Annotated in this window: 19 protein-coding genes; 14 read left to right on the top strand and 5 right to left on the bottom strand. The window is 66.9% G+C overall.

Annotated features, from left to right (window positions below):
• Nucleotides 1–352: 352 nt before the first annotated feature.
• The gene (locus tag LQ955_RS13000; RefSeq protein WP_231024941.1) at nt 353–622 is read right to left on the bottom strand and encodes a hypothetical protein; all 270 of its coding nucleotides are present in this window, start codon (nt 620–622) and stop codon (nt 353–355) included.
• A 200-nt stretch (nt 623–822) separates the two neighbouring features.
• Here LQ955_RS13000 and LQ955_RS12995 point away from each other — a divergent pair, with 200 nt between their 5' ends.
• On the top strand, nt 823–1,839 hold the full coding sequence (locus tag LQ955_RS12995) for an NAD-dependent epimerase/dehydratase family protein (protein ID WP_231024940.1): 1,017 nt from the start codon (nt 823–825) through the stop codon (nt 1,837–1,839).
• A gap of 63 nt (nt 1,840–1,902) precedes the next feature.
• Here the strand turns inward: LQ955_RS12995 and LQ955_RS12990 are convergent, their stop codons facing one another.
• Nucleotides 1,903–3,459 (bottom strand): hypothetical protein, encoded by a 1,557-nt coding sequence (locus LQ955_RS12990; RefSeq protein ID WP_231024939.1) that lies wholly within the window; start codon nt 3,457–3,459, stop codon nt 1,903–1,905.
• Between the two features lie 94 nt (nt 3,460–3,553).
• Nucleotides 3,554–4,681 (bottom strand): hypothetical protein, encoded by a 1,128-nt coding sequence (locus LQ955_RS12985; RefSeq protein WP_231024938.1) that lies wholly within the window; start codon nt 4,679–4,681, stop codon nt 3,554–3,556.
• Nucleotides 4,682–4,805: 124 nt separating this feature from the next.
• On the opposite strand from LQ955_RS12985, the gene LQ955_RS12980 reads away from it, so the two are divergent.
• The gene (locus LQ955_RS12980; protein ID WP_304961191.1) at nt 4,806–7,187 is read left to right on the top strand and encodes an arylsulfatase; all 2,382 of its coding nucleotides are present in this window, start codon (nt 4,806–4,808) and stop codon (nt 7,185–7,187) included.
• 67 nt (nt 7,188–7,254) lie between these two features.
• Here the strand turns inward: LQ955_RS12980 and LQ955_RS12975 are convergent, their stop codons facing one another.
• Nucleotides 7,255–7,650, bottom strand: coding sequence for an SHOCT domain-containing protein (locus LQ955_RS12975; protein ID WP_231024937.1), 396 nt, complete (start codon nt 7,648–7,650; stop codon nt 7,255–7,257).
• Nucleotides 7,651–7,895: 245 nt separating this feature from the next.
• Here LQ955_RS12975 and LQ955_RS12970 point away from each other — a divergent pair, with 245 nt between their 5' ends.
• The 4 genes from LQ955_RS12970 to LQ955_RS12955 are packed head-to-tail and all read left to right on the top strand — an operon-like array spanning nt 7,896 to nt 11,131.
• Nucleotides 7,896–9,557: a SulP family inorganic anion transporter gene (locus LQ955_RS12970; protein ID WP_231024936.1), complete on the top strand. Its 1,662-nt coding sequence runs from the start codon at nt 7,896–7,898 to the stop codon at nt 9,555–9,557.
• The gene (locus tag LQ955_RS12965) at nt 9,554–10,225 is read left to right on the top strand and encodes a GAP family protein (protein WP_231024935.1); all 672 of its coding nucleotides are present in this window, start codon (nt 9,554–9,556) and stop codon (nt 10,223–10,225) included. Before LQ955_RS12970 ends, LQ955_RS12965 begins: the two co-directional genes overlap by 4 nt.
• 47 nt (nt 10,226–10,272) lie before the next feature.
• A complete protein-coding gene (locus LQ955_RS12960) occupies nt 10,273–10,698 on the top strand; it encodes a DUF6325 family protein (protein ID WP_231024934.1) in 426 nt (141 codons plus the stop codon).
• Nucleotides 10,699–10,753: 55 nt separating this feature from the next.
• A complete protein-coding gene (locus LQ955_RS12955; protein ID WP_231024933.1) occupies nt 10,754–11,131 on the top strand; it encodes an SHOCT domain-containing protein in 378 nt (125 codons plus the stop codon).
• A 124-nt stretch (nt 11,132–11,255) separates the two neighbouring features.
• Here LQ955_RS12955 and LQ955_RS12950 read toward each other — a convergent pair whose 3' ends face one another.
• Nucleotides 11,256–12,518 (bottom strand): MFS transporter, encoded by a 1,263-nt coding sequence (locus tag LQ955_RS12950; protein WP_231024932.1) that lies wholly within the window; start codon nt 12,516–12,518, stop codon nt 11,256–11,258.
• A 92-nt stretch (nt 12,519–12,610) separates the two neighbouring features.
• Between LQ955_RS12950 and LQ955_RS12945 the strand changes: the two genes are divergently transcribed.
• The 8 genes from LQ955_RS12945 (at nt 12,611) to nrdE (ending at nt 20,796) form a co-directional block, all read left to right on the top strand.
• Nucleotides 12,611–13,507, top strand: a complete 897-nt coding sequence (locus tag LQ955_RS12945; protein ID WP_231024931.1) for a LysR family transcriptional regulator — start codon at nt 12,611–12,613, stop codon at nt 13,505–13,507.
• 73 nt (nt 13,508–13,580) lie between these two features.
• Nucleotides 13,581–13,871 carry a type II toxin-antitoxin system prevent-host-death family antitoxin gene (locus LQ955_RS12940; protein WP_231024930.1) on the top strand — a complete coding sequence of 97 codons (291 nt, stop codon included), beginning with the start codon at nt 13,581–13,583 and terminating at the stop codon, nt 13,869–13,871.
• 109 nt (nt 13,872–13,980) lie between these two features.
• Nucleotides 13,981–15,432, top strand: coding sequence for an APC family permease (locus LQ955_RS12935; protein ID WP_231024929.1), 1,452 nt, complete (start codon nt 13,981–13,983; stop codon nt 15,430–15,432).
• On the top strand, nt 15,429–16,163 hold the full coding sequence (locus LQ955_RS12930; RefSeq protein WP_231024928.1) for a cyclase family protein: 735 nt from the start codon (nt 15,429–15,431) through the stop codon (nt 16,161–16,163). The genes LQ955_RS12935 and LQ955_RS12930 overlap by 4 nt, the downstream gene beginning before the upstream one ends.
• A gap of 74 nt (nt 16,164–16,237) precedes the next feature.
• Complete coding sequence (locus LQ955_RS12925) at nt 16,238–17,737, top strand: MFS transporter (protein WP_231024927.1); 1,500 nt, start codon at nt 16,238–16,240, stop codon at nt 17,735–17,737.
• Between the two features lie 266 nt (nt 17,738–18,003).
• Nucleotides 18,004–18,237, top strand: a complete 234-nt coding sequence (gene nrdH, locus LQ955_RS12920) for a glutaredoxin-like protein NrdH (RefSeq protein WP_188672494.1) — start codon at nt 18,004–18,006, stop codon at nt 18,235–18,237.
• A 25-nt stretch (nt 18,238–18,262) separates the two neighbouring features.
• Complete coding sequence (gene nrdI / locus LQ955_RS12915; protein WP_231024926.1) at nt 18,263–18,664, top strand: class Ib ribonucleoside-diphosphate reductase assembly flavoprotein NrdI; 402 nt, start codon at nt 18,263–18,265, stop codon at nt 18,662–18,664.
• Complete coding sequence (gene nrdE, locus LQ955_RS12910; protein ID WP_255713591.1) at nt 18,649–20,796, top strand: class 1b ribonucleoside-diphosphate reductase subunit alpha; 2,148 nt, start codon at nt 18,649–18,651, stop codon at nt 20,794–20,796. Before nrdI ends, nrdE begins: the two co-directional genes overlap by 16 nt.
• Nucleotides 20,797–20,853 lie beyond the last annotated feature (57 nt).

Raw genomic sequence — 20,853 nt, 5'->3', positions numbered from 1 at the left:
CCTGCGCGGTGTTTTGGCGCGCCCGCGGTACTTCGAACTACCGCCTCAGCGCCGAACTACCGCCTCCGCGCCAAACCACCGCCCGCGCCCGAGGGCCTCACGCTCGTGAGCAGATCCGCCGAGGTTCGGGTGCGACCATCCAGCCGCGTGGCACGACGAACGCCTGCAGTGCCAAGCGTGGTCGGCGGAACGCGGCGACCACGCTCGTCGCGTTCCGTGTTGGTAGCGGCCACTACTCAGGCGCGAGCATCCAGCCGCACTGGTGCGCCGTCCCCACCGGGCCACTCCACGCGCCGCAAGCGGCACGCGGAGCCTCCGGCCGGCGTGGGCCCAGGGCGGCGGCGCACAAATGTCACAGGTCCGCAGCGCCGTACGTCGATTCGTCGGCGTCGGGGGAGGTGCCATCGGCGGCAGCGGCCTCACGGGCCTCGGCGGGAGTATCGACGAAGTCGGCGGCGTCTTCTTTGTAGAAGATGGGGCGGTCGTCGCCCGGGTCACCGCCCTCTTCGGCGATTTCGTGCTCTTCGGCGGCGCGCTTGCGATTCGTGAAGGCCTCTTGGCCAGGCACCGAGCGGGCGTCGTCGGCGAATTCGCTGGCCAGAATTCCTGGGATGTCGGTCACGGTGAGCTCCTTCGATGTGGGCGGCCCGCCGGTGGGTGGGCCGCCATCACCTCCCACGGTAGGCGCGCTGTGTCACGGTGGCAAGCGGGGGCGGATGCCCGGGCATCCGCGAGCCGTTCGCCGCGAGCCGCTCGCCTTGAGCCCCGAACCCCGCCCACCCACCTCTTGCCCTCGGCGGCGCCGCCGTGTTGACTCGACGCATGCGGCTACTCGTCTTGGGCGGAACAGCGTGGCTCGGCCAGCATGTGGTGTCGGCCGCGCTGAAACGCGGGCACTTCGTGGCGGCCCTTGCGCGCGGCGAATCGGGTGCGGTGCCGGGCGGCGCAGTGGTCGTCACCGCCGACCGCAACAGGCCCGACGCCTACGCCCAGGTGCGCACCCAGGATTGGGACGCCGTGCTCGACGTCTCACGCCACCCCGGCCAGGTTCGCGAAGCGACCGCAGCGCTGCGTGAACGCAGCGAAACGTACATCTTCGTGTCGTCGGGCAACGTCTACGCCGACACCTCCGTTCCCCACCAGAACGAGAGCGCCGCCCTGCTCGACCCGCTCACGGGCGACGTCATGGAGTCGATGGAGACCTACGGCGAGGCCAAAGTCGCCTGCGAGCTCGCCCTTCGCGAATCGTTCGGCGGCGACCGGATGCTCGTGGCCCGTTCTGGCCTCATTGGCGGCCCCGGCGACACGTTCGACCGCTCCGGATACTGGCCGATGCGCTTCTCTAAGCCGGCAGTCGCTGACGGTCGTGTTCTGGTTCCGGATGTTCCCGAGCTCCTGACGCAACTCATCGACGTGCGAGACCTCGCCGGCTGGCTGGTGGATGCCGCGGAGAACAAGCTGCACGGCACCTTCAACACGACCGGCGAAACAATGCCGTTGCCTCAGCACCTGGACGTCGCGCGACACGTCGCCGGACACACCGGCCCTCTGGTGAAGGCGCGGCAGAACTGGCTGATCGCCCAAGACATCGAGCCGTGGGCGGGCGAACGGTCGCTTCCGCTCTGGCTGCCGCTGCCCGAGTACGCCGGGTTCAGTTCGCGCGACAGCAGTGCCGCACGCGCCGCCGGCCTGACCTGCCGGCCGCTCGAAGAGACGCTGGCCGACACACTCGCGTGGGAACGCACACGCCCCGAGGCCCGGCAACGCCGCTACAAGCGCCGGGCAGGGTTGACCGACTTCGACGAGGCTGAGCTGCTGAGCCTGCTCAGCTCGGGGTGAACTCCGGTCGGCGGGCAGCTGAGCTGCCCGCCGGCTGAAGTTCCTACCTGTTGCTCCCCTCGATCAGGCGCGCTTTCCCTTGAGGCGCCCGATCACCAGCAGCAGGGCTCCCGCGATGACAAGCAACGCGAGAAGTGCAAGCAGCCCGAGCGGGTTGAAACCCGTCAGGGCCAGGATGCCCGTGGGGTCGCTCGACGAACCGCTCGAGCCGAGCGTCGCCCGGTTTCCGGCCAGGGCGAACGATCCCGCGCCGCCGGCGACCGCCATGGTTGCGGCGGTGGTCCCCGACGACGGCGACCCCGGGGCGGCCGGCGTGGCCGGTACCGTCGGTGTGGTCGGCACCGTGGGTACCGTCGGCGTGACGGGCGTCACCGGCGCGACCGGGGTGACGGGTGTGACCGGGGTGACCGGCGTGACCGGGGCAACCGGGGTGACGGGCGCAACGGGCGTGACGACGGTGGTCGGCGCCGTGGTGGTCGGGTTTCCGATCACCGTGACACCGTTTCCGCCGATGGTCACCGGAATCAGCAGCACAGGCACAATCTGGTTGCCGCCGCCGATTCCTCCGTTGCCCGAGGTCGTGGGCCCGCCGGGACCGTCGGTACCGCCGGTACCGGCCGAGCCGCTTCCGCTACCCGGATCGACCACAGTGGTCGCGCCAGTCGCGGTCGGGTCACCGATCACGCTCACGGCGTTGCCGCCGACGGTTACGGGCGGGGTCAGCACAGGCAGCGCTTGGTTGCCTCCGCCGATGCTGTCGTCGCCGCTTGTCGTCGCGAGGGGCGCCGGTGCCGCCGGTGCCGTCGGGGCAGCAGGTGCTGCCGGGGCGGTCGGTGCGCTTCCCGTGACCGGTGTCGTCCCGGTGACCGGTGTCGTCGGTGTGGGCGCACTGCCCGAACCCACTGTTGTGACGCTGCCAGTCGTGGTCGGATCACCGATCACGCTGATGGCGTTGCCGCTCGCGGTGATGGGCGCCGTCACGTCGGGGGCGACGTGGTTGCCTCCGACGATGCTGTCGTCTCCACTCGTGACAGCGACAGGCGCCGCCGGTGTCGCTGGCGTCGTCACGGGCGCCGCTGGTGCTGAAGCCGGCGTCGCGGCCGGCGTCGAGGCCGGTGCCGCTGGTGCGGGCTCGGCGGGCGAGGCGACGGCGGACTGGGCATCCGTCGTGTCGGAGTCGCCGACCACGGAGACGGCGTTGCCGGCCACCGTGAGGGGAACCTCGACACTCACGAGGCCCTGGTTGCCTCCGAGCAGCGAGTCATCGCCGCTCGTTGTCACGGGCGCCGGAGCAGCCGCCGGCACCGGCTCCGCCACAGCGACGGGAGCGGGATCGCTCGACGCCGCGGGCTCGGGGTCGGCTGCCGCAGCGGCCGGAGCAGCCGCAGCCGGCGAACCGACCGCGGTTCCCGCGCCCGATGAGGTCGAATCCCCGACGACCGAAACGGCGTTGCCGCCCACGGTCACCGGCAGCTCGACCGACACGATGGCTTGGTTGCCTGAGGCGGCCCCGCCGTCACCGCTCGTGTTGTCTGCGGCGTTGGCCGCACCGACTCCGACGGCCGACAGGCCCCCGATGAAGAGAGCGAACCACAGCCCTCTCGAAACGTATTTACGCATGATGATGTACTCCTGTACTGATCGAATGAATGGATGCCCTCCCCATCGGAAGGCAGATGCTCGTGTTCTGCCGTCAGCGGCAGCGCGAGCTCACTCAGTCAGGAGCGGTGTCGGTCTCGAACGTGGGCGACAACGGAAGCTCGTCATTCGCCACGGAGCCCGAAAGCCGCGCACCGGTCGGCGCGGTGGGTTGATCGACCCCGCCCGCGAGTGCCGCGGGGGTGCCGCCCGCCGAGCCCGATCCGGGCCCCGAAGAACTGGTCGGGGTGGGCGGTAACGCCGCCGGAGTGCCGTTCGGCCCTCCCGGCGTCGGCAACACGGGCACCGGCGAAAGCGGCAACGTGCTGGCGTTCGTGGCGGTCGCGCCGCTCGCCGTCTGCGTGCTCTCGAGGCTCGCGGATGCCCGGCTTCCGCCGAACGCACGCACGACGCCGCACGAGCCACCCCCGCTGCAGGCGCCCCCCTCGCCTGCAGCTGCGACACCCGCACTCTGGGGCGCGGTGCCGCCCGAATCGCGGCTCGTCGGATCGGTCACGACGGGCAGCGACGGCACGACCCGTGGCATGGGTGCGGCCGCGTGGAGCGGCGGGGTGGCTCCGTCGGCCAGCGGAGAAACCGCTGCGATGACGGGCGAAACCGCCGCGATGACGGGCGCGACAGCGCCCTCGACAGGATCCGTCGCCGGTGCAAGCGCCTCGAGCACGGGAGTCGTGACCGCCGCGAGCGGCTGCGTCACGGGCGCGAGCGCGGCAACCTCAGGCGCAACAACGCCTTCGATGGGGGCGGTGATAGGCGCGACGCCCCCAACCACGGGCTCGGCGATCGGCGCCACGGCTTCAGGCACGGGCGCAACGATCGGCGCGACGGCTTCCGATACGGGCGCTACGGTCTCAACGGCAGGCGCAACCGCGACTGCCACGGACTCGACCACCGGCGCAGCGACGGGCTTAACCGCCTCGACTACTGGCGCAGCGACAGCCGCCGCCTCCGCCACGGGCGCGACGACGTCTGCCGCCGTTCCCCCCACTGGTGCCACCACATCATCCGACACCACGTTAGCCACCCCACCGAGCAGCGCCGAAGAACCCGGGTCGGGCTCGGCCGCCGAGGCAGACGCGCCGCCGAGCAGCGCCGACACGATCATCCATCCCGCGACCAATGCGCCACCGCCGATGACCAGGCGCAGCAGCAACGAGGGGGCGTGCTTTTCGGCAGAATCCACTTCTCGTCACCTCCAACGCTGGATGATGTCTGTTCGCACGCTATGCCTCTGTTGAACAATTAGCGAGAGAATGGCGACCTTTCGTCGCAAGGTGCACTATTGGAGAAACGACCAAAGGATCCACATGGCTGACGTTTTGCCCGGCGCTGTTCTCCCCATCCCCGACCAGGTCTACGTCGGCCCGATGGTGCTGGACGCGAAGAAGATGGAGGAGAAACTCCCTCCCATCGAGATGAAACGGCCGCCGAAGAAGGCCCCGAACGTGCTGCTGATCATGCTCGACGATGTGGGGTTCGGGGCATCCAGTGCCTTCGGCGGCCCGGTGCCGATGCCGACCGCCGAGCGCCTCGCCGACGAGGGCCTTCGTTACAGCCGCTTTCACACCACGGCCATCTGCTCGCCCACCCGAGCCGCCATGCTGTCGGGCCGCAACCACCACCAGGTGGGCATGGGCCAGATCACCGAGACGGCCACCCCGTCACCCGGTTACCGCTCGACCCGGCCCAACTCGTGTGTGCCGCTGCCCGAGATTCTGCGGCAGTCGGGCTACAACACCGCCCAGTTCGGCAAGTGCCACGAGGTTCCCGTGTGGGAGTCCGGCCCGACCGGCCCCTTCGACCACTGGCCCGCGTTCAGCGGATTCGAGAAGTTCTACGGCTTCATCGGCGGCGAAACCAACCAGTGGACCCCGGCGCTGATCGACGGCGTGTCGATGATCGAGCCGCCGAACGACCCCGACTATCACCTGATGCCCGACCTGGCCGACAAGGCCATCGACTACATCAACCAGCAGAAGGCGCTCACGCCCGACAAGCCCTTCTTCATCTACTTCGCCCCCGGCGCCACGCACGCCCCGCACCACGTGCCCAAAGAGTGGATCGCCAAGCACAAGGGCAAGTACGACCAGGGCTGGGACGCCCTGCGCCAAGAGACCTTCGACCGCCAGAAGGCGCTCGGCGTCATCGGAGCCGACTCGGTTCTCACCGAGCGCTCGCAGGGCATCCCGTCGTGGAATGAAGTGCCCGAAGAGCGCAAGCCGATTCTGGCCCACCAGATGGAGGTCTACGGCGCCTTTCTTGAATACGCCGACTTTCACACGGGCCGCGTGGTCGACGCCGTCGACAAGCTCGGGATGCTCGACGACACGTTGATCCTGTACATCATCGGTGACAACGGCGCTTCGGCCGAGGGCGGCCTCGAGGGGGCGTTCATGCTCTCGACCGCGGCCAACGGCGGTTCCGAGTACGAGACCACCGAGTTCTGGCAAGAGAACCTCGACAAGATCGGCGGGCCCGAGGCCTACAACCACTACGCCGTGGGCTGGGCGCACGCCATGTGCACTCCGTACCAGTGGACCAAGCAGGTGGCGAGCCACTATGGCGGAACCCGCAACGGCACCATCGTGCACTGGCCGGCCACGATCACGGGCAAGGGTGAGGTGCGCAACCAGTGGCATCACGTGATAGACGTGGCCCCGACCATCCTGGAGCTCGCGGGGCTGGCGCAGCCGCACACCGTGAACGGAGTCACGCAGATTCCGATGCACGGGGTGTCGATGGCCTACACGTTCAACGACGCCGAAGCGCCCGAGCGCCACAACACGCAGTACTTCGAGATCATGGGCAACCGCGGCATCTACCACCGTGGGTGGACCGCCCAGACCCGGCACCGCACCCCGTGGGACGTGGTGGGAGCCGCCCCCGACTTCAGCGACGACGTGTGGGAGCTCTACGACACCACGGTCGACTGGACCCAGTCGAACAACCTCGCCAAAGAGAACCCTGCGAAGCTCGCCGAACTGCAGCAGCTGTTCTTGATCGAGGCGACGCGGTACAACGTGATACCGCTCGACGACCGCGCCGCCCAGCGCATGAATCCCGAGTTCGCGGGTCGGCCCACCATCGTAAAGGGCGACACGCTGCGCCTCTTCGAGGGCATGACGCGCCTCAACGAGAACGTGGCCATCAACGTGAAGAACCGGTCGTGGTCGGTGACGGCCGAGATCACGGTGCCGGCGGCAGCGGACGGCGCAGACGGCGCGGGTGCGGCCTCGGTCGACGGCGCCATCGTGGCGCAGGGCGGCCGCACGGGCGGCTGGTCGTTCTTCGCCGACGCGGGCCGCATCGGGTTCCACTACAACTTCTGCGGATTGCTGCGCAGCACGGCGCTCTCAGAGCGAACAGTGGATGCCGGAACCCACCAGGTTCGTGCCGAATTCGCCTACGACGGCGGTGGTATCGGCCGTGGCGGCGACGTGACGGTCTTCATCGACGGCGAGTCGGTCGCGACCGCGCACGTCGAGCGTACCCACCCCATGTACTTCTCGTTCGACGAGGGCCTCGACGTGGGGATCGACACCGGCATGCCCGCCTACGAGGGCTATACGGTGCCCAAGGGTGAGTTCACCGCGAAGATCGACTGGGCCGAGATCCACCTCGGCCTCGACGACCACTCCCACCTCATCGACCCCGAAGAGTGGCTCGCCGCCGCCATGCGCCACCAGTAAACGGGATCGAGATCGCGAAAAGGCCCCCAAGAACGAGGTCTTGGGGGCCTTTTCGCGAAGTGGATTCTTACGCGGTGGTGGAGGCGAGCGCCTTCGTCTTGAGGGCGTCGAACTCGGCCTGGGTGATGGCACCCGAGTCGAGCAGGGCCTTGGCCTTGTGGATCTCGTCGGTCGGCGTGGTGCCGGCGACCTCGCGGATGTAGTTGTTCGCGGCCGTCTCGGCCTGCTTCTGAGCCTTCTGTGAACGCTCGGCCATGCCACGACCGCGAGCGATCAGGTAGACCAGCGCTGTGAGGAACGGCAGGAAGATCAAGAACAGCACCCAGATGGCCTTGAACCAGCCATTGAGCTGGTGGTCACGGAACAGGTCTCCGATGATCGAGAACAGCGCCATCAGGTAGGCGATGAACACGAAGCTCCAGAAAAAGATGCCGATGAAAGTCCAGACGTTACTAAAATCCATGATGATTCCCCTTGTCGAGCGCCCCGGGTAGGCGCAAAGCTGGCGCGCCAAATGCTGCGGCGCAGTTCTCAGTATGGCGGCAATCGGGCCGGCGCCGATACATCCGAAAAGGATGACTTCAGCTGAGCCTCGAACCCGGCCGCCCGGCCCTCGGCCCTTTCGGATGATTGTTCACCGGCGCGCCACGCGTCGGCGCTACGCTCGGTAAACAGGTAGCACGTGCGGTGTACGGAAGGAGGGGTGGCGTGCGGGTTCTTCCCGGTCTGACCCTCAAAAATGCCGGGCGCGAGTCTTTGGCGGGCGTGACTTTGCTCGCCATCGCCGTGCCGTTGAACATCGGTTATGCCCAGATCGCAGGGCTGCCCGCCACTGCCGGCCTTTACGCGCTCATCGTGCCGGCCGTCGTCTACGCGCTGCTCGTCACGTCTCGTCAGCTGGTGGCGTCACCGGATGCCGCGGCTGCCGCTCTCGTCGCCTCCTCTCTCGGCGGGCTCGCCGTGGCCGGCAGCCAGACCTATCTCACGATGGCGTTCGCGCAGGCCATCATCGCCGGTGTGCTGTTCGCGTTGTGTTCGATCTTCAAGCTCGGGTTTCTCGCCAACTTCTTGTCGAAACCGATTCTGGTGGGCTTCGTGGGCGGCCTCGCGCTCGACATTCTGGTCAGCCAGGTGGCGAAGATGCTCGGTATCAAGATCAACAGCGGCGGCGAATTCGTGGAGAAGGTCAGCGATCTTTTCACCGGGCTCGGCACTATCAACGGGTGGGCCGTGATCCTCTCGGTCGCCTCCATCGTTGTGCTGGTGGTGGGCCGCCGGGTCGCCAAGGTGGTGCCGTGGGCGCTGATCGTGCTCATTGTGTCGACCAGCGTGACCGTGCTGTTCAACCTCGAGGCCCTCGGAGTCTCGGTGCTCGGCAAAGTCGATGCCGGCCCGCCGAGCTTCACCTGGCCCATCCTCGACTGGGTCACCTGGCTCCAGCTCGTGCCGTCGGCGATCGCCCTCGTTCTGGTGACCATGGCCGAAGGGCTGCTCGTCGCCCGCAGCTACGGCGAGAAGCGCGGCTACAGCACCAGCCCGAATCGTGACCTGCTGGCTTTCGGCGCCGGCAACGTGGCGGCCGGTATTTCGGGCGGGTTCACCATCGGCTCCTCCACCTCCCGCACCGCCGCCATGGACCAGGCGGGCAGCCGAACGCAGCTGCCGAGCATCGTGACCGCCGCCGGAACGCTGCTTCTCGTGATCTTCGGCACGGCGCTGCTCGAACACATCCCGTCACCGGCCATCGGGGCGATCGTGGCTGTGGCGATCATCCCATTGCTCGGCATCGCCGAGTTCCGCACGCTCTGGCGGCAGCAGAAGTTCGAGTTCGTCATCGGGGCGGTCTGTTTTCTCGGTGCCTTGCTGCTCGGCCCGATCGCCGGCATCGTGATCGCCTTCGTGCTGTCGCTGATCAACCTCGCTCGCCGCGCGGCGAACCCCGCGATCGACGTGCTCGGCGCCGACGACGGGGTTGGGTCGTCTGTGCTCGCTGACGAGTTCGCGGGGGTGGCCACGGCGCCGGGCGTGGTGGTGCTGCGATTCGCGGCCCCGCTGTTCTTCGCCAACGCAGCGGTGTTCGAGGCCGCGGTGCAGAAGGCGGTCGGTGCGGATGTTCGGCACCTCGTTCTCGACCTCGAAGCCGTCACCGACATCGACGTGACAGGTGCCGAGAGTTTCACGAGCGCGCGAGCCTGGCTCGCCGCCCACGACGTGTCGCTGAGCTACAGCCGACTGCGCCCCGACCTGCGCACGAAGCTCGAACACTACGGGCTGATCGACGGCACCACCGTGTACCCCACCAATCGTGAGGCTGTCGCTGCGCTGCAGGCCGAACATCCGGTTCACTCAGGCACCAGGAGCATCGAATGATTCAGGCCATCGGCAGCATTCTGCCCCTCGCGTTCGGCATCGCCATCAGCCCGATCCCCATCATCGCGGCGATCTTGATGCTGCTCTCGCCGAAGGCGCGCGGCACCAGCCTCGGTTTTCTCCTCGGCTGGGTGCTGGGCATTGTCGTCGCGGTCGTCGTCTTCACCCTGCTGTCGGCCCTACTGCCGCAGGGCGGTGACGACTCGTCGAACCCCACGGCGGGCACGATCAAGATCGTTCTGGGCATCCTGTTGCTGTTTCTCGCGTTGCGGCAGTGGCGCTCGAGGCCGAAGGGCGACGCCGAGCCGGCGCTGCCGAAGTGGATGTCCGCCATCGACTCGATGACCCCGCCCAAGGCTCTCGGGCTGGGCTTTCTGCTCGCCGCGGTGAACCCGAAGAACCTCTTGATGGGCATTGCGGCCGGAGTCGCCATCGGCGCCGCGGGGATCACGGTGGGCGAGAGCGTGATCGTCATCGTTGTCTTCGTGGTGATCGCCGCGTCGACCGTCGCGGTGCCCGTGATCGGGTACCTCGTGGCATCCGCTCGGCTCGCGGCGCCGCTCAAATCTCTGCACACCTGGCTGGTACACAACAACGCTACGGTCATGAGCATTTTGCTGCTCGTCATCGGCGTGGTCGTGATCGGCAAGGGACTGGCGAACTTCTAACCCTTCTCTCGTACGTAATGGCACTATCAATCACTAAGGAGTAAAGAATGGCTGATTTTGAATTCGGTCCGGTCGAGATGTTCTTGATCGGGTTCGAGGGTGAGCGGCCCGGCCCGGCCGTCGTCGAGGCGATCGCCGACCTCATCGAGGGTGGGCTCGTGCGCTTGCTCGACCTGACGTTCATCACGCGCAACGAACTCGGCGACGTCAGCACCGTCGAGATCGAAGACGTGTCAGACGAATACGGCTTCGGCACGGTCGAGCTCGAGGCCACCGGTCTCGCCGCCGACGAAGACATCGCCGAGTTCGCCGAGCTGGTGCCTCCGGGAAGCTCCGCGGCGCTGCTCGTCGTCGAACTCGTCTTCGCGAAGAACCTCGCTTCGAAGCTCGCGCAGTCGGGCGGTGCTGTTATCGCCTCAGAGCGCATTCCGGCTCCGATCGTGAACGCGGCGCTCGCCGAGATCACCGACTGACCCGGGCTTTCGCCCGTACCTCCACCTCTACCGACACACACGAAGGAGTCACATCATGATGATGAGAAGAATGGGCCGCCCCGGCCTGATCGGCCTCGCGGCCCGCACCGCGGTCGTCGCCGGAACCGCCACCGCCGTCTCGGGTGGCATGCGCCGCCGCGGCGAGGAGAAGCAGCAGAACGCCGCCGAGCAGCAGCAGTACGAGGCTCAGCAGCAGCAAGACCAGATCAACGCGGCTGCGGCTGCCGCTGTCGCGGCGCAGTCGGCCGCTGCTGCTCCCGCTCCCGTGGCTCCGCCTGCTCCCGCCGCCACGCCCGCTGGCGGTGGCGACGACGTCATCGGCGAGCTCACCAAGCTTGCGGGGCTGCACACCCAGGGCATCCTCTCAGACGCCGAGTTCGCCGCCGCCAAGGCCAAACTCCTCGGCATCTGACCCTCGCCCTTCCTCGCCCCTTGGCAATCGAGTTGCCGAAAAAGCCCCCAAGATTCTCGTCTTGGGGGCTTTTTCGCGAAGTGGATCGGCTGGGAGGGGGGAGGGAAGGCGGAGGGAGGGGAGGTCAGGAGGCGCGGGCGATCATGCGGCGGCCCGAGATGAGCACGATGACGAGGATGATCGCGGCGAACACCACGAGCACGGACGAGATGGGCGCGAATGCCACGGCGAGCCCGATGGCGAGCGCGGGGATCGCGAGCCCGGCGTAGGCCACGAGAAACAGCGCGGCCAGCACCTCGCCCCGGTGTTGCGGGTCGGCGAGCCGCCCGGCGGTGCCCACCGCAGAACGGAACAGGATTCCCACCCCGGCGCCGGCGACGATGCCGCCGAGCACGAACATCCAGAAGCTCGTCAGCAGCACCCCGCCCGCGAGGCTGACCAGGCCCACAGCCATGAGGGTCACGGCGAGAATCAGCTGGTGCCGCCCGCTCATGCGGCTCACCAGAATCTGCGCGATCGCCGCCGCGGCGAACACCGCGAACACGATCGCTCCGCCCACGAAGCGGTTTGTGACCTGGAACGTGCCGGCCACAAAGGCGGGGGCGAGCGAGGTGAACAGGCCGAAGATCGCAAAGGCGGCGAAGGCGCCGATGGCCGCGGCCCAGAACACCGGGCGAGACGAACTCGGCAGCGAGATGCGCTGCGGGCGGTAGGCCGGGCGAGTCTCCTGCTTCACCACCGTCTCGGGTACCAGCGCGACGGCGAAGCCCGCGATCACGAGAAGCACCAGAAAGACGACATACGGCACCACGAGCGGTGACACGACGTATTGCGCGAGGGCGCCGGCGATGAGCGGGCCGAGGCCGATTCCGCCGAGGTTGACGATGCCGGCGACGGTTCCGGATGCGCCGCCGCCGTCGTTCGGGCGGGCCGCGATGCGCAACTCCGAGAGGTGGGCCGTGGCGGTCGCGGTGAGCATCCCCACTCCGAGTCCGGTGAGTACTCGCGCCACCAGCAGGCCCGGAATCGAGGGTGCCACGAGAAACACGATGGCCGCTGCGATCTCGAGCATGATGGCCATCAGAATGACCGGGCGTCGGCCGAGCCAGTCGCTGATGTGGCCGGCGAGGTACAGGGCGGCCATGACGCCGAGGGCGTAGGCGGCGAAGATCACGGTGATCATGAAGGTCGCGAATCCGTCGCGAGCCTGGTAGAGCGTGTACAGGGGAGTGGGGATGGTCGAGAACGCCATCACCGTGAGAAACGCGGCGGCGATGACCCAGAACCCGGTCGAGTGCGAGAAACGGGCGCGGTTGGCGCGGGCGCGGGGGTCGCGCGAGGAGGCGGGTATTTCGCTCGTCTCGAGAGAAATCGAAGCTGTTGACATACCTCGATACTGCTCCGTGGCGCTTATCGTGTCCAACGAAGAAAAGCGATGCTATTCATGCGCTTGAGCGATCAATGCGACAGACTGCTTCTATGGAGACGCGCCAGCTCGAATACTTTCTCGCCGTAGCCGAAGAGCTCAACTTCACGAAGGCCGCACAGAGCCTGTTCGCGGTGCAGTCGACTGTTTCGGCGGGCATCCGTGCTCTCGAAACAGAGCTCGGCGCCACGCTGTTCGAGCGCTCGACCCGCCAGGTCGCCCTCACTCCGGTCGGCGAAGCGCTCGTGCCCGAGGCCCGGGCCGTGGTCGAGGCCGTGGATCGAGTTCGCGGAGTCGCCGTCGCCGCGCGATCGGGCCTTCGCGGCCGGTTGCGGGTGGGAATCTTCACCAACATCGAGATCGTCGACTTTCCAGGCCTCATGTCGGCGTTCGCCCGCGACTACCCGCTGGTCGAGCTGTTGCTCACCGCGTCGCCGAGCGGCTCCAGCGGTCTGGCCGAAGACGTTCGGGCCGGCCGCATCGACGTCGCGCTGATGGGGTTGCCTGACAGCGAGCTGCGCGGCCTGGCGAAGGTCGACCTCGTGACGACGGAGTTCGTCGCGGTGGTTCCGGATGATCATCCCCTCGCCCGCGAAGCCTCGGTTACGCTGCAGCGCCTCTCGCTCGAGCGTTTTGTCGACACTCCGCGCGGCTTCGGCAACCGCGTCGTCATCGACCGCGAGTTCGAGGCGCGCGGACTCAGCCGGCACGTGTCGACCGAGGTCTCCGACCTGAACGCGGTCGCTTCGTTCGTGGCGTCCGGGCTCGGGGTGGCCGCGCTCCCCGCCGGGCTGACTCCGCCTACCCCCGGCACCACCGTGCTGCCGCTCGACGAGCCCCCCATCGAGTGGAATCTGCGCTTCGTGCACCGCTCCACCACCCGCCCGAGCCCCGCCGTGGCGGCGTTTCTCGCCCTGGTGCGCGAGCACCCGGTGACGCTCGTCGCCTGACGCCTACGTGAGCGCGGCCTCAGGCCGGGGCCATACGATATTATGAGGAACAATCATATGAGAAGAGGATCTGATGTCGAGGCACCGCCTCTTGGAAAGCTCCGTCGTTGTGGATGAGATGGTGAGTGTGCGCGAACTCCACGATGAAACGTGGTCGCTCATCGGGCGGGTTGCTTATGACGGTGAGCGGGTCGGAATAGTTCACAATGGCAAGGTCGCGGTTGTGCTCGTTGATGTCGCCGACTTCGAAGTGCTTGAGAGCTACGAGAACGAGCGAGATCTGATCGCGCTTCGTGCGGCTCGTTCGAGCGACGATGGAACGAGGCTGCTCCTTCACGATCTGAGCGAGGAACTGGGTGGTTGAAAATTTGTGACCACGCCAGTTCGCAGAATAGCCGCTAGCTGGCAGAAAAGAGCGGACGCCTGGCACTACTGCCATTTCGTCTTGTGGGCCGAGGCGCGAATATGGGGTGATGGAGAGAAACGCTGCTGCCCGTGGTGTCGCCGCCGCCGGTGGAGCAACAGCAGCAGAGGCATCGACATCTGTTTTCGGTACCGCGGCGGCTCTAGCTGCCGTTTCAGGGGCGACGTCGGTATCGGCGGCGACACCGGCTCCTGGGGCTTCTGCGGCTGCCCATGGCGGCGCATCTCCGGCGGCGGGCGCGACGGTGCGCGGGGGCACGGTGGGGCTGGCGCAGGGGTCGGCGCTGTACATTGCGGCGGTGCTGGGAACGGGCATCCTGGTGCTGCCGGCGCTCGCGGCGCAGGTCGCGGGGCCGGCCTCCATTCTGGCTGTCGGGGCGCTCATCGTGTTGTCGGTTCCGCTCGCCGGAACGTTCGCTGCCCTTGCGGCCCGCTTTCCCGACGCGGGTGGGGTCGCGACGTTCGTGCGGCTTGCGCTGGGGCGAACGGCGGCCCGGATGACCGGGTACTGGTTCTTCTTCGGTGTCTCGGTCGGGTTGCCGGTCGTCGCGCTGCTCGGCGCCGAGTACGTGGTCGCGGTGTTGGGGGTCGAACGGTGGGTCGGGTTCGTGATCGCGCCGCTGTTCATCCTGCCCTCCCTCGTGCTGAACGCGTTCGGGCTGCGAGTGTCGGGGCGGGTGCAGCTCGGGCTGTCGGCGCTGCTGGTGATCGTGGTGGTCGGCGTGATCGTGCTCGCGGCGCCGGCGACGAAGGCCTCGAACTTCGAGCCGCTGCTGCCGCACGGCTGGGCCGGTGTCGGGGTGGCGATCAGCCTGTTCGTCTGGGCGTTCGCCGGCTGGGAGGCCGTGACGCACATCGCGGGGGAGTTCGTCGACCCCCGGCGCGTCATTCCGCGGGCCACGGCCATCGCGATCGTGGTGGTCGGCGCGGCTTACCTCGGCCTGCAGATCGTGACCGTCGGGGTGCTCGGCGGCGCGGCCGGCGCGAGCGCGGTGCCGCTGCTCGACCTCGTGCAGAGCACCGCGCCGTCGTGGGCGCGCATCGTGGTGGCGGCCATTGCGGGAGTCGTGGCGCTCGGCGTTCTCAACGCGTACGTCGGAGCCTTCGCGAAGCTCGGTGCCTCCCTCGGCCGCGAGGGCGACCTGCCGCGCTGGTTCAGCCCGGGAGCCGAGGTCGGTGGCCTGCCGCGCCGTGCTCTGCTGCTCGTGGCCGGCCTCGCCGCCGTCGACTACACGCTCATGGTGTTCTCGGGCGGGGCGCTCGCCCCGTTCATCCTGGTGCACACCTCGTGCATGGTGGCGGTGTACGCGCTCGGTGTCGTCGCGGCCCTGCGCCTGTTGCGGCGGTTCTCGGCGGGGTGGTGGATGTCCGGGGTCTCCGTTCTGCTGGTCGCCGGCCTGCTCGCGCTCGCCGGCCCTCACCTGCTCGCCCCGGCCGTGCTCGCGGCGGCCGCCCTCCTTGTTACCGTTGTCAGCAACCTGCACAGAAAGAAGGCCTCATGAGCCGCCGATTCGTCGACCTCAGCCACACCATCTCCGAAGGGCTCGTCACCTACCCCGGCCTGCCTGCGCCGGTGTTCAGCTCGCACCTCACTCGTGAGGAGTCGAAGGCGAAGTACGCGGCCGGTACCCAGTTCCAGATGGACATCATCACGATGATCGGCAACACCGGCACCTATCTCGACAGCCCGTTCCACCGGTATGCCGACGGCGGCGACCTCTCGACGCTCGCGCTCGAGACGCTCGCCGAGTTGCCCGCCGTGGTGTTTCAATTCCCCGGTGTCGAGGGCGCGACGCTCGACGGACCCGCGCCCCAAGACCAGTCGGAGTTCGCCTTCGACGGCCGCGCCATCACCGCTGACGCCTTCGGCACCGAAGATCTGCGCGGCACCGCCGTGCTGCTGAGCACGGGGTGGGATGCCCTCTTCGGCACCCCCGCGTACGGAGACGCCCGCGCTCCCTACCTGAGCGAAGACGGCGCGCGTCTGCTCGTGGAGCGGGAGGTCGCCCTGGTGGGCATCGACTCGCTGAACATCGACGACACGTCTGCTGCGTCGGGCGGCGCGCGGCCCGCCCATTCGTTGCTGCTCGACGCGGGCATCCACGTGGTCGAGCACTTGACGAACCTCTCCTCGCTGCCGTTTCGCGGCGCACGATTCACGGCGGTGCCGCCGAAGGTCGCCGGCTTCGGCACCTTCCCCGTGCGCGCCTTCGCCACCCTCGATGCCCGCTGACCCCTGCCGCTCGCCGCGCCCGTCCGGCGGCGGCGGGCGACGGGCGGGCGGCGGCGGCGGGGTAGCGTAGAGCGGTGAGTTCAGAGCCGAGGATCCAGCCCGCCGGTGGTGCGGGCCGGGATGACGGCGCCGGGCCGAGCGACGCGGGAGCGGGCATCCTGAACCGGCCGTACCGCTGGGTGACGGTGGGCATGCTCGCGATGATTCTGCTCGCCGCCTTCGAAGCGCTCGCCGTCACCACGGTGATGCCCACCATCAGCCGCGAGCTGCACGGCGGCAGCCTCTACGCGCTCGCCTTCTCGGGGCCGCTGGCGGTCGGTGTGGTGGGTATGGTGGTGGCCGGAAACTGGTCGGATCGCTCCGGCCCGCGCCGCCCCATCTTCGCGGCCGTGTTCTCGTTCGCCGGCGGCCTGCTGCTCGCCGGGCTCGCCACCGACATGCCCCTTCTCGTGCTGGGTCGGCTCATCTCGGGCCTCGGCGGCGGTGGACTCACTGTGGCGCTGTACGTTCTCGTGGCCCGGGTGTTTCCCGAGCGCCTGCACACGAAGGTGTTCGCGGCCTTCGCCGCAGCGTGGGTGATTCCCTCGCTCGTCGGGCCGCTGATCGCGGGCGTCGTGGCGCAGACGGTCGGCTGGAGGTGGGTCTTTCTCGGGGTCGTCGTGCTCGTGCTGCTGGCCATGTTCATGGTGGTTCCGGTGATGCGGCAGTTCGCCGAAAAGCCGGGTGATGCCGGCGCAAGTGCCCCGATCGTGCCGTGGAAGGTCTCACGCATCGTCTGGTCGGTCGTCGTGGCGTTCGCGGTGCTAGCCGCCAGCCTCGCCGGCGAAGTGAGCGGAGCCCTCGTCTGGGTGCTCTCCGGCGTCGCCGTGGTCGTGGCCATCGTGGCGCTGCGCCCGCTGCTGCCGGTGGGCGCGTTGCGTTCTGCCGCCGGCCTGCCTACCGTCATCGCCCTTCGCGGGCTGATGTCGGGCGCATACTTCGCGACCGAGACCTATCTGCCGTACTTCTTCACGAGCCAGTACGGCCTCACGCCGGCCCTCGCGGGGCTCGCGCTCTCGGTGTCGGGTCTGTCGTGGGCGGGTGCGTCGTGGGTGCAGGGGCGGTACTCCGCTCGCATCAGCGATGTGGCGAGCTTTCGGGTGGGCATCGTGCTGGTTCTGGCGGCCGTCGCTTCGGCTCTCGGATGCTCGGTGCTCGGTCTGCCGCCCGCTATCGCCATCACGGGCTGGGTGTTCGCCGGCGCCGGCATGGGAGCGATGTATCCGCGGCTCTCGGTGGCCACGCTGCGGCTCTCGACCCCAGCCAACCAGGGCTTCAACTCGTCGGCGCTCGCGATCTCGGACTCGACCGGCGCGGCCCTCGCCCTGGCCATCACCGCCGCCGTGTTCGCCACGCTCGGCGGGGGCTCGGCGGGCGCGGCCGCATCCGGTTCTGGTGCGCCCGTCGACGTGCTTGCGTTCACCGGATGTTTCGTGGTCTCGGTCGTTCTCGGCCTTTTCTCCCTGGCGGTGGCAGGCCGTGCCGAGCCGCGCCTGCGACACGCCGACGCGGTCGATGTCAGTGGTTCGCTTTAAACTTTTTTTGCAGGCTCGGCTTATCCACAACGGGTCGCGTCAAGGCCGGGTTTTCGCGGAATTACCTGTGGATGACGGGTGTTGAAATAGTGTGGAAACTCCTCGTGGCCTGTGGATAATTACACGGATGTAACTACTTCATCTAGGGGTCTGTTCAGAAGCTGACAACTAGATGTAGTGTTGGATTCCCGGCACGCAAGAATCCCGCCCTACGAGATTCGCTTGCGTTTTCGGTCCGAAGTTCTGATGAGAAAGGTGCTGAATCAATGGCAATCACGGTTTACACAAAGCCCTCCTGCGTACAGTGCACTGCTACCTACCGCGCCCTCGAGAACAAGGGTCTCGAATTCGAGATCTTCGACGTTTCCGTCGACGAGAAAGCCCTCGCCGCCGTCAAGGAGCTGGGCTACCTCCAGGCTCCCGTCGTCATCACCGACGACGACCACTGGTCGGGCTTTCGCCCCGACAAGATCGCCGAGCTGGCGGCCCGCGTAGCCTGATCCCGATTCATTCTTAGTCTGACCCATGCCTGATCTCGTTTATTTCTCGTCAGTCTCAGGCAACACACACCGGTTCATCGAGCGGCTGGGGAAACCCGCTCAGCGCATCCCGATCTACGCAAGAGAAGCACCGCTCAGGGTCGAAGAGCCCTACGTGCTGGTCTTGCCCACGTACGGCGGCGGAACCAACGGGGGAGCAGTCCCGAAACAGGTGATCACGTTTCTCAACGATGAGCACAACCGGTCGCTCATTCGGGGCGTCATTGCAGCAGGAAACACGAACTTCGGCGAGGCCTACGGTCTCGCGGGTGACATCGTCGCGCGCAAGTGCAAGGTGAACACCCTCTATCGATTTGAAGTATTCGGTACGCCCGACGATGTCGAGGCCGTCACAACAGGATTGGAAGAATTTTGGAAAGCACACTGATCGAGGCGCCGGGTGCTGCCACGGCTCTCGACTACCACGCGCTGAACGCGATGCTGAACCTCTACGACGCCGACGGAAACATCCAGTTCGACAAAGACAAAGAGGCGGCGAAGCAGTACTTCCTGCAGCACGTCAACCAGAACACGGTCTTCTTCCACAACCTCAAAGAGCGTCTCGACTACCTGGTAGAGAAGGAGTACTACGAGCAGGCCGTGCTCGACCAGTACTCGTTCGAGTTCATCCAGAAGCTCAACGACCTCGCGTACTCGAAGAAGTTCCGCTTCGAGACGTTCCTCGGTGCGTTCAAGTACTACACCTCGTACACGCTGAAGACGTTCGACGGAAAGCGCTACCTCGAGAGGTTCGAAGACCGCGTGGTGATGACCGCTCTCGGCCTGGCCGACGGTGACGAGACCCTGGCGATCAACCTCGTCGAAGAGATCATCGGCGGCCGTTTTCAGCCGGCCACCCCGACCTTCCTCAACACCGGCAAGGCGCAGCGCGGCGAGCTCGTCTCGTGCTTCTTGCTGCGCATCGAAGACAACATGGAGTCGATCTCGCGGGCGATCAACTCGTCGCTGCAGCTCTCCAAGCGCGGCGGCGGTGTTGCCCTGCTGCTGTCGAACATCCGTGAGGCCGGCGCACCCATCAAGCAGATCGAGAACCAGTCGTCGGGCATCATTCCCGTCATGAAGCTGCTCGAAGACTCCTTCAGCTACGCGAACCAGCTCGGTGCCCGTCAGGGTGCCGGCGCCGTCTACCTGAGCGCGCACCACCCCGACATTCTGCGATTCTTGGACACCAAGCGTGAGAACGCCGACGAGAAGATCCGTATCAAGACGCTCTCGCTGGGCGTCGTGGTGCCCGACATCACGTTCGAGCTCGCCAAGAACGACGAAGACATGTACCTGTTCTCGCCGTACGATGTCGAGCGGGTCTACGGGGTGCCGTTCGGCGACATCTCGGTGACCGAGAAGTACCGCGAGATGGTCGACGACCCGCGCATCCACAAGTCGAAGATCAAGGCGCGCGAGTTCTTTCAGACCCTCGCCGAGATTCAGTTCGAGTCGGGTTATCCGTACATCATGTACGAAGACACGGTGAACAAGGCCAACCCCATCAAGGGCCGCATCAACATGTCGAACCTCTGCTCGGAGATTCTGCAGGTCAACACACCGACGACGTACAACGAAGACCTGTCGTACGACACCATCGGTAAAGACATCTCGTGCAACCTGGGGTCGCTGAACATCGCGCTCACGATGGATTCGCCCGACTTCGGCCTCACGGTCGAGACGGCCATCCGCGGCTTGACCTCGGTGTCGAACCAGAGCCACATCTCGTCGGTGCGCTCCATCGAGACCGGCAACGACCGCTCGCACGCCATCGGCCTCGGCCAGATGAACCTGCACGGCTACCTCGCTCGTGAGCGTGTGTTCTACGGCTCTGAAGAGGGTGTCGACTTCACCAACATCTACTTCTACACGGTGCTGTTCCACGCTCTGCGCGCCTCGAACCGCATCGCCATCGAGCGTGGCGAGTCGTTTGAAGGATTCGCCGACTCGACCTACGCATCGGGTGAGTTCTTCGACAAGTACACGTCAGAGGCGTGGACCCCGGCCACCGTCAAGGTCGCGTCGCTGTTCGACAACGCCTCGATCCACATTCCGACCCAGCACGACTGGGAAGAGCTGAAGGCGTCGGTTCAGGCGCACGGCATCTACAACCAGAACCTGCAGGCGGTGCCCCCGACCGGCTCCATCTCATACATCAACAACTCGACGGCATCCATTCACCCCATCGCCTCGAAGATCGAGATTCGCAAAGAGGGCAAGATCGGTCGCGTCTACTACCCGGCCGCGTTCCTGACGAACGACAACCTCGAGTACTACCAAGACGCCTACGAGATCGGCTACGAGAAGGTCATCGACACCTACGCTGCGGCGACGCAGCACGTCGACCAGGGTCTTTCGCTGACGCTGTTCTTCCGCGACACCGCCACGACTCGCGACATCAACAAGGCGCAGATCTACGCGTGGCGCAAGGGCATCAAGACGATCTACTACATCCGTCTGCGCCAGATGGCCCTCGAGGGCACCGAAATTGAGGGTTGTGTCAGCTGCACGCTTTAGTGGCGTGTTTCCCTTTCATTTGTAAGAACCCAGCCGCGGGCATCCGCAGCTCGAGAG

This window comes from Subtercola endophyticus, from assembly GCF_021044565.1.
Lineage (GTDB): Bacteria > Actinomycetota > Actinomycetes > Actinomycetales > Microbacteriaceae > Subtercola > Subtercola endophyticus.
The sequence above is the reverse complement of the archived record's forward strand: the minus strand, read 5'-3'. Positions and strand labels throughout refer to the sequence as shown.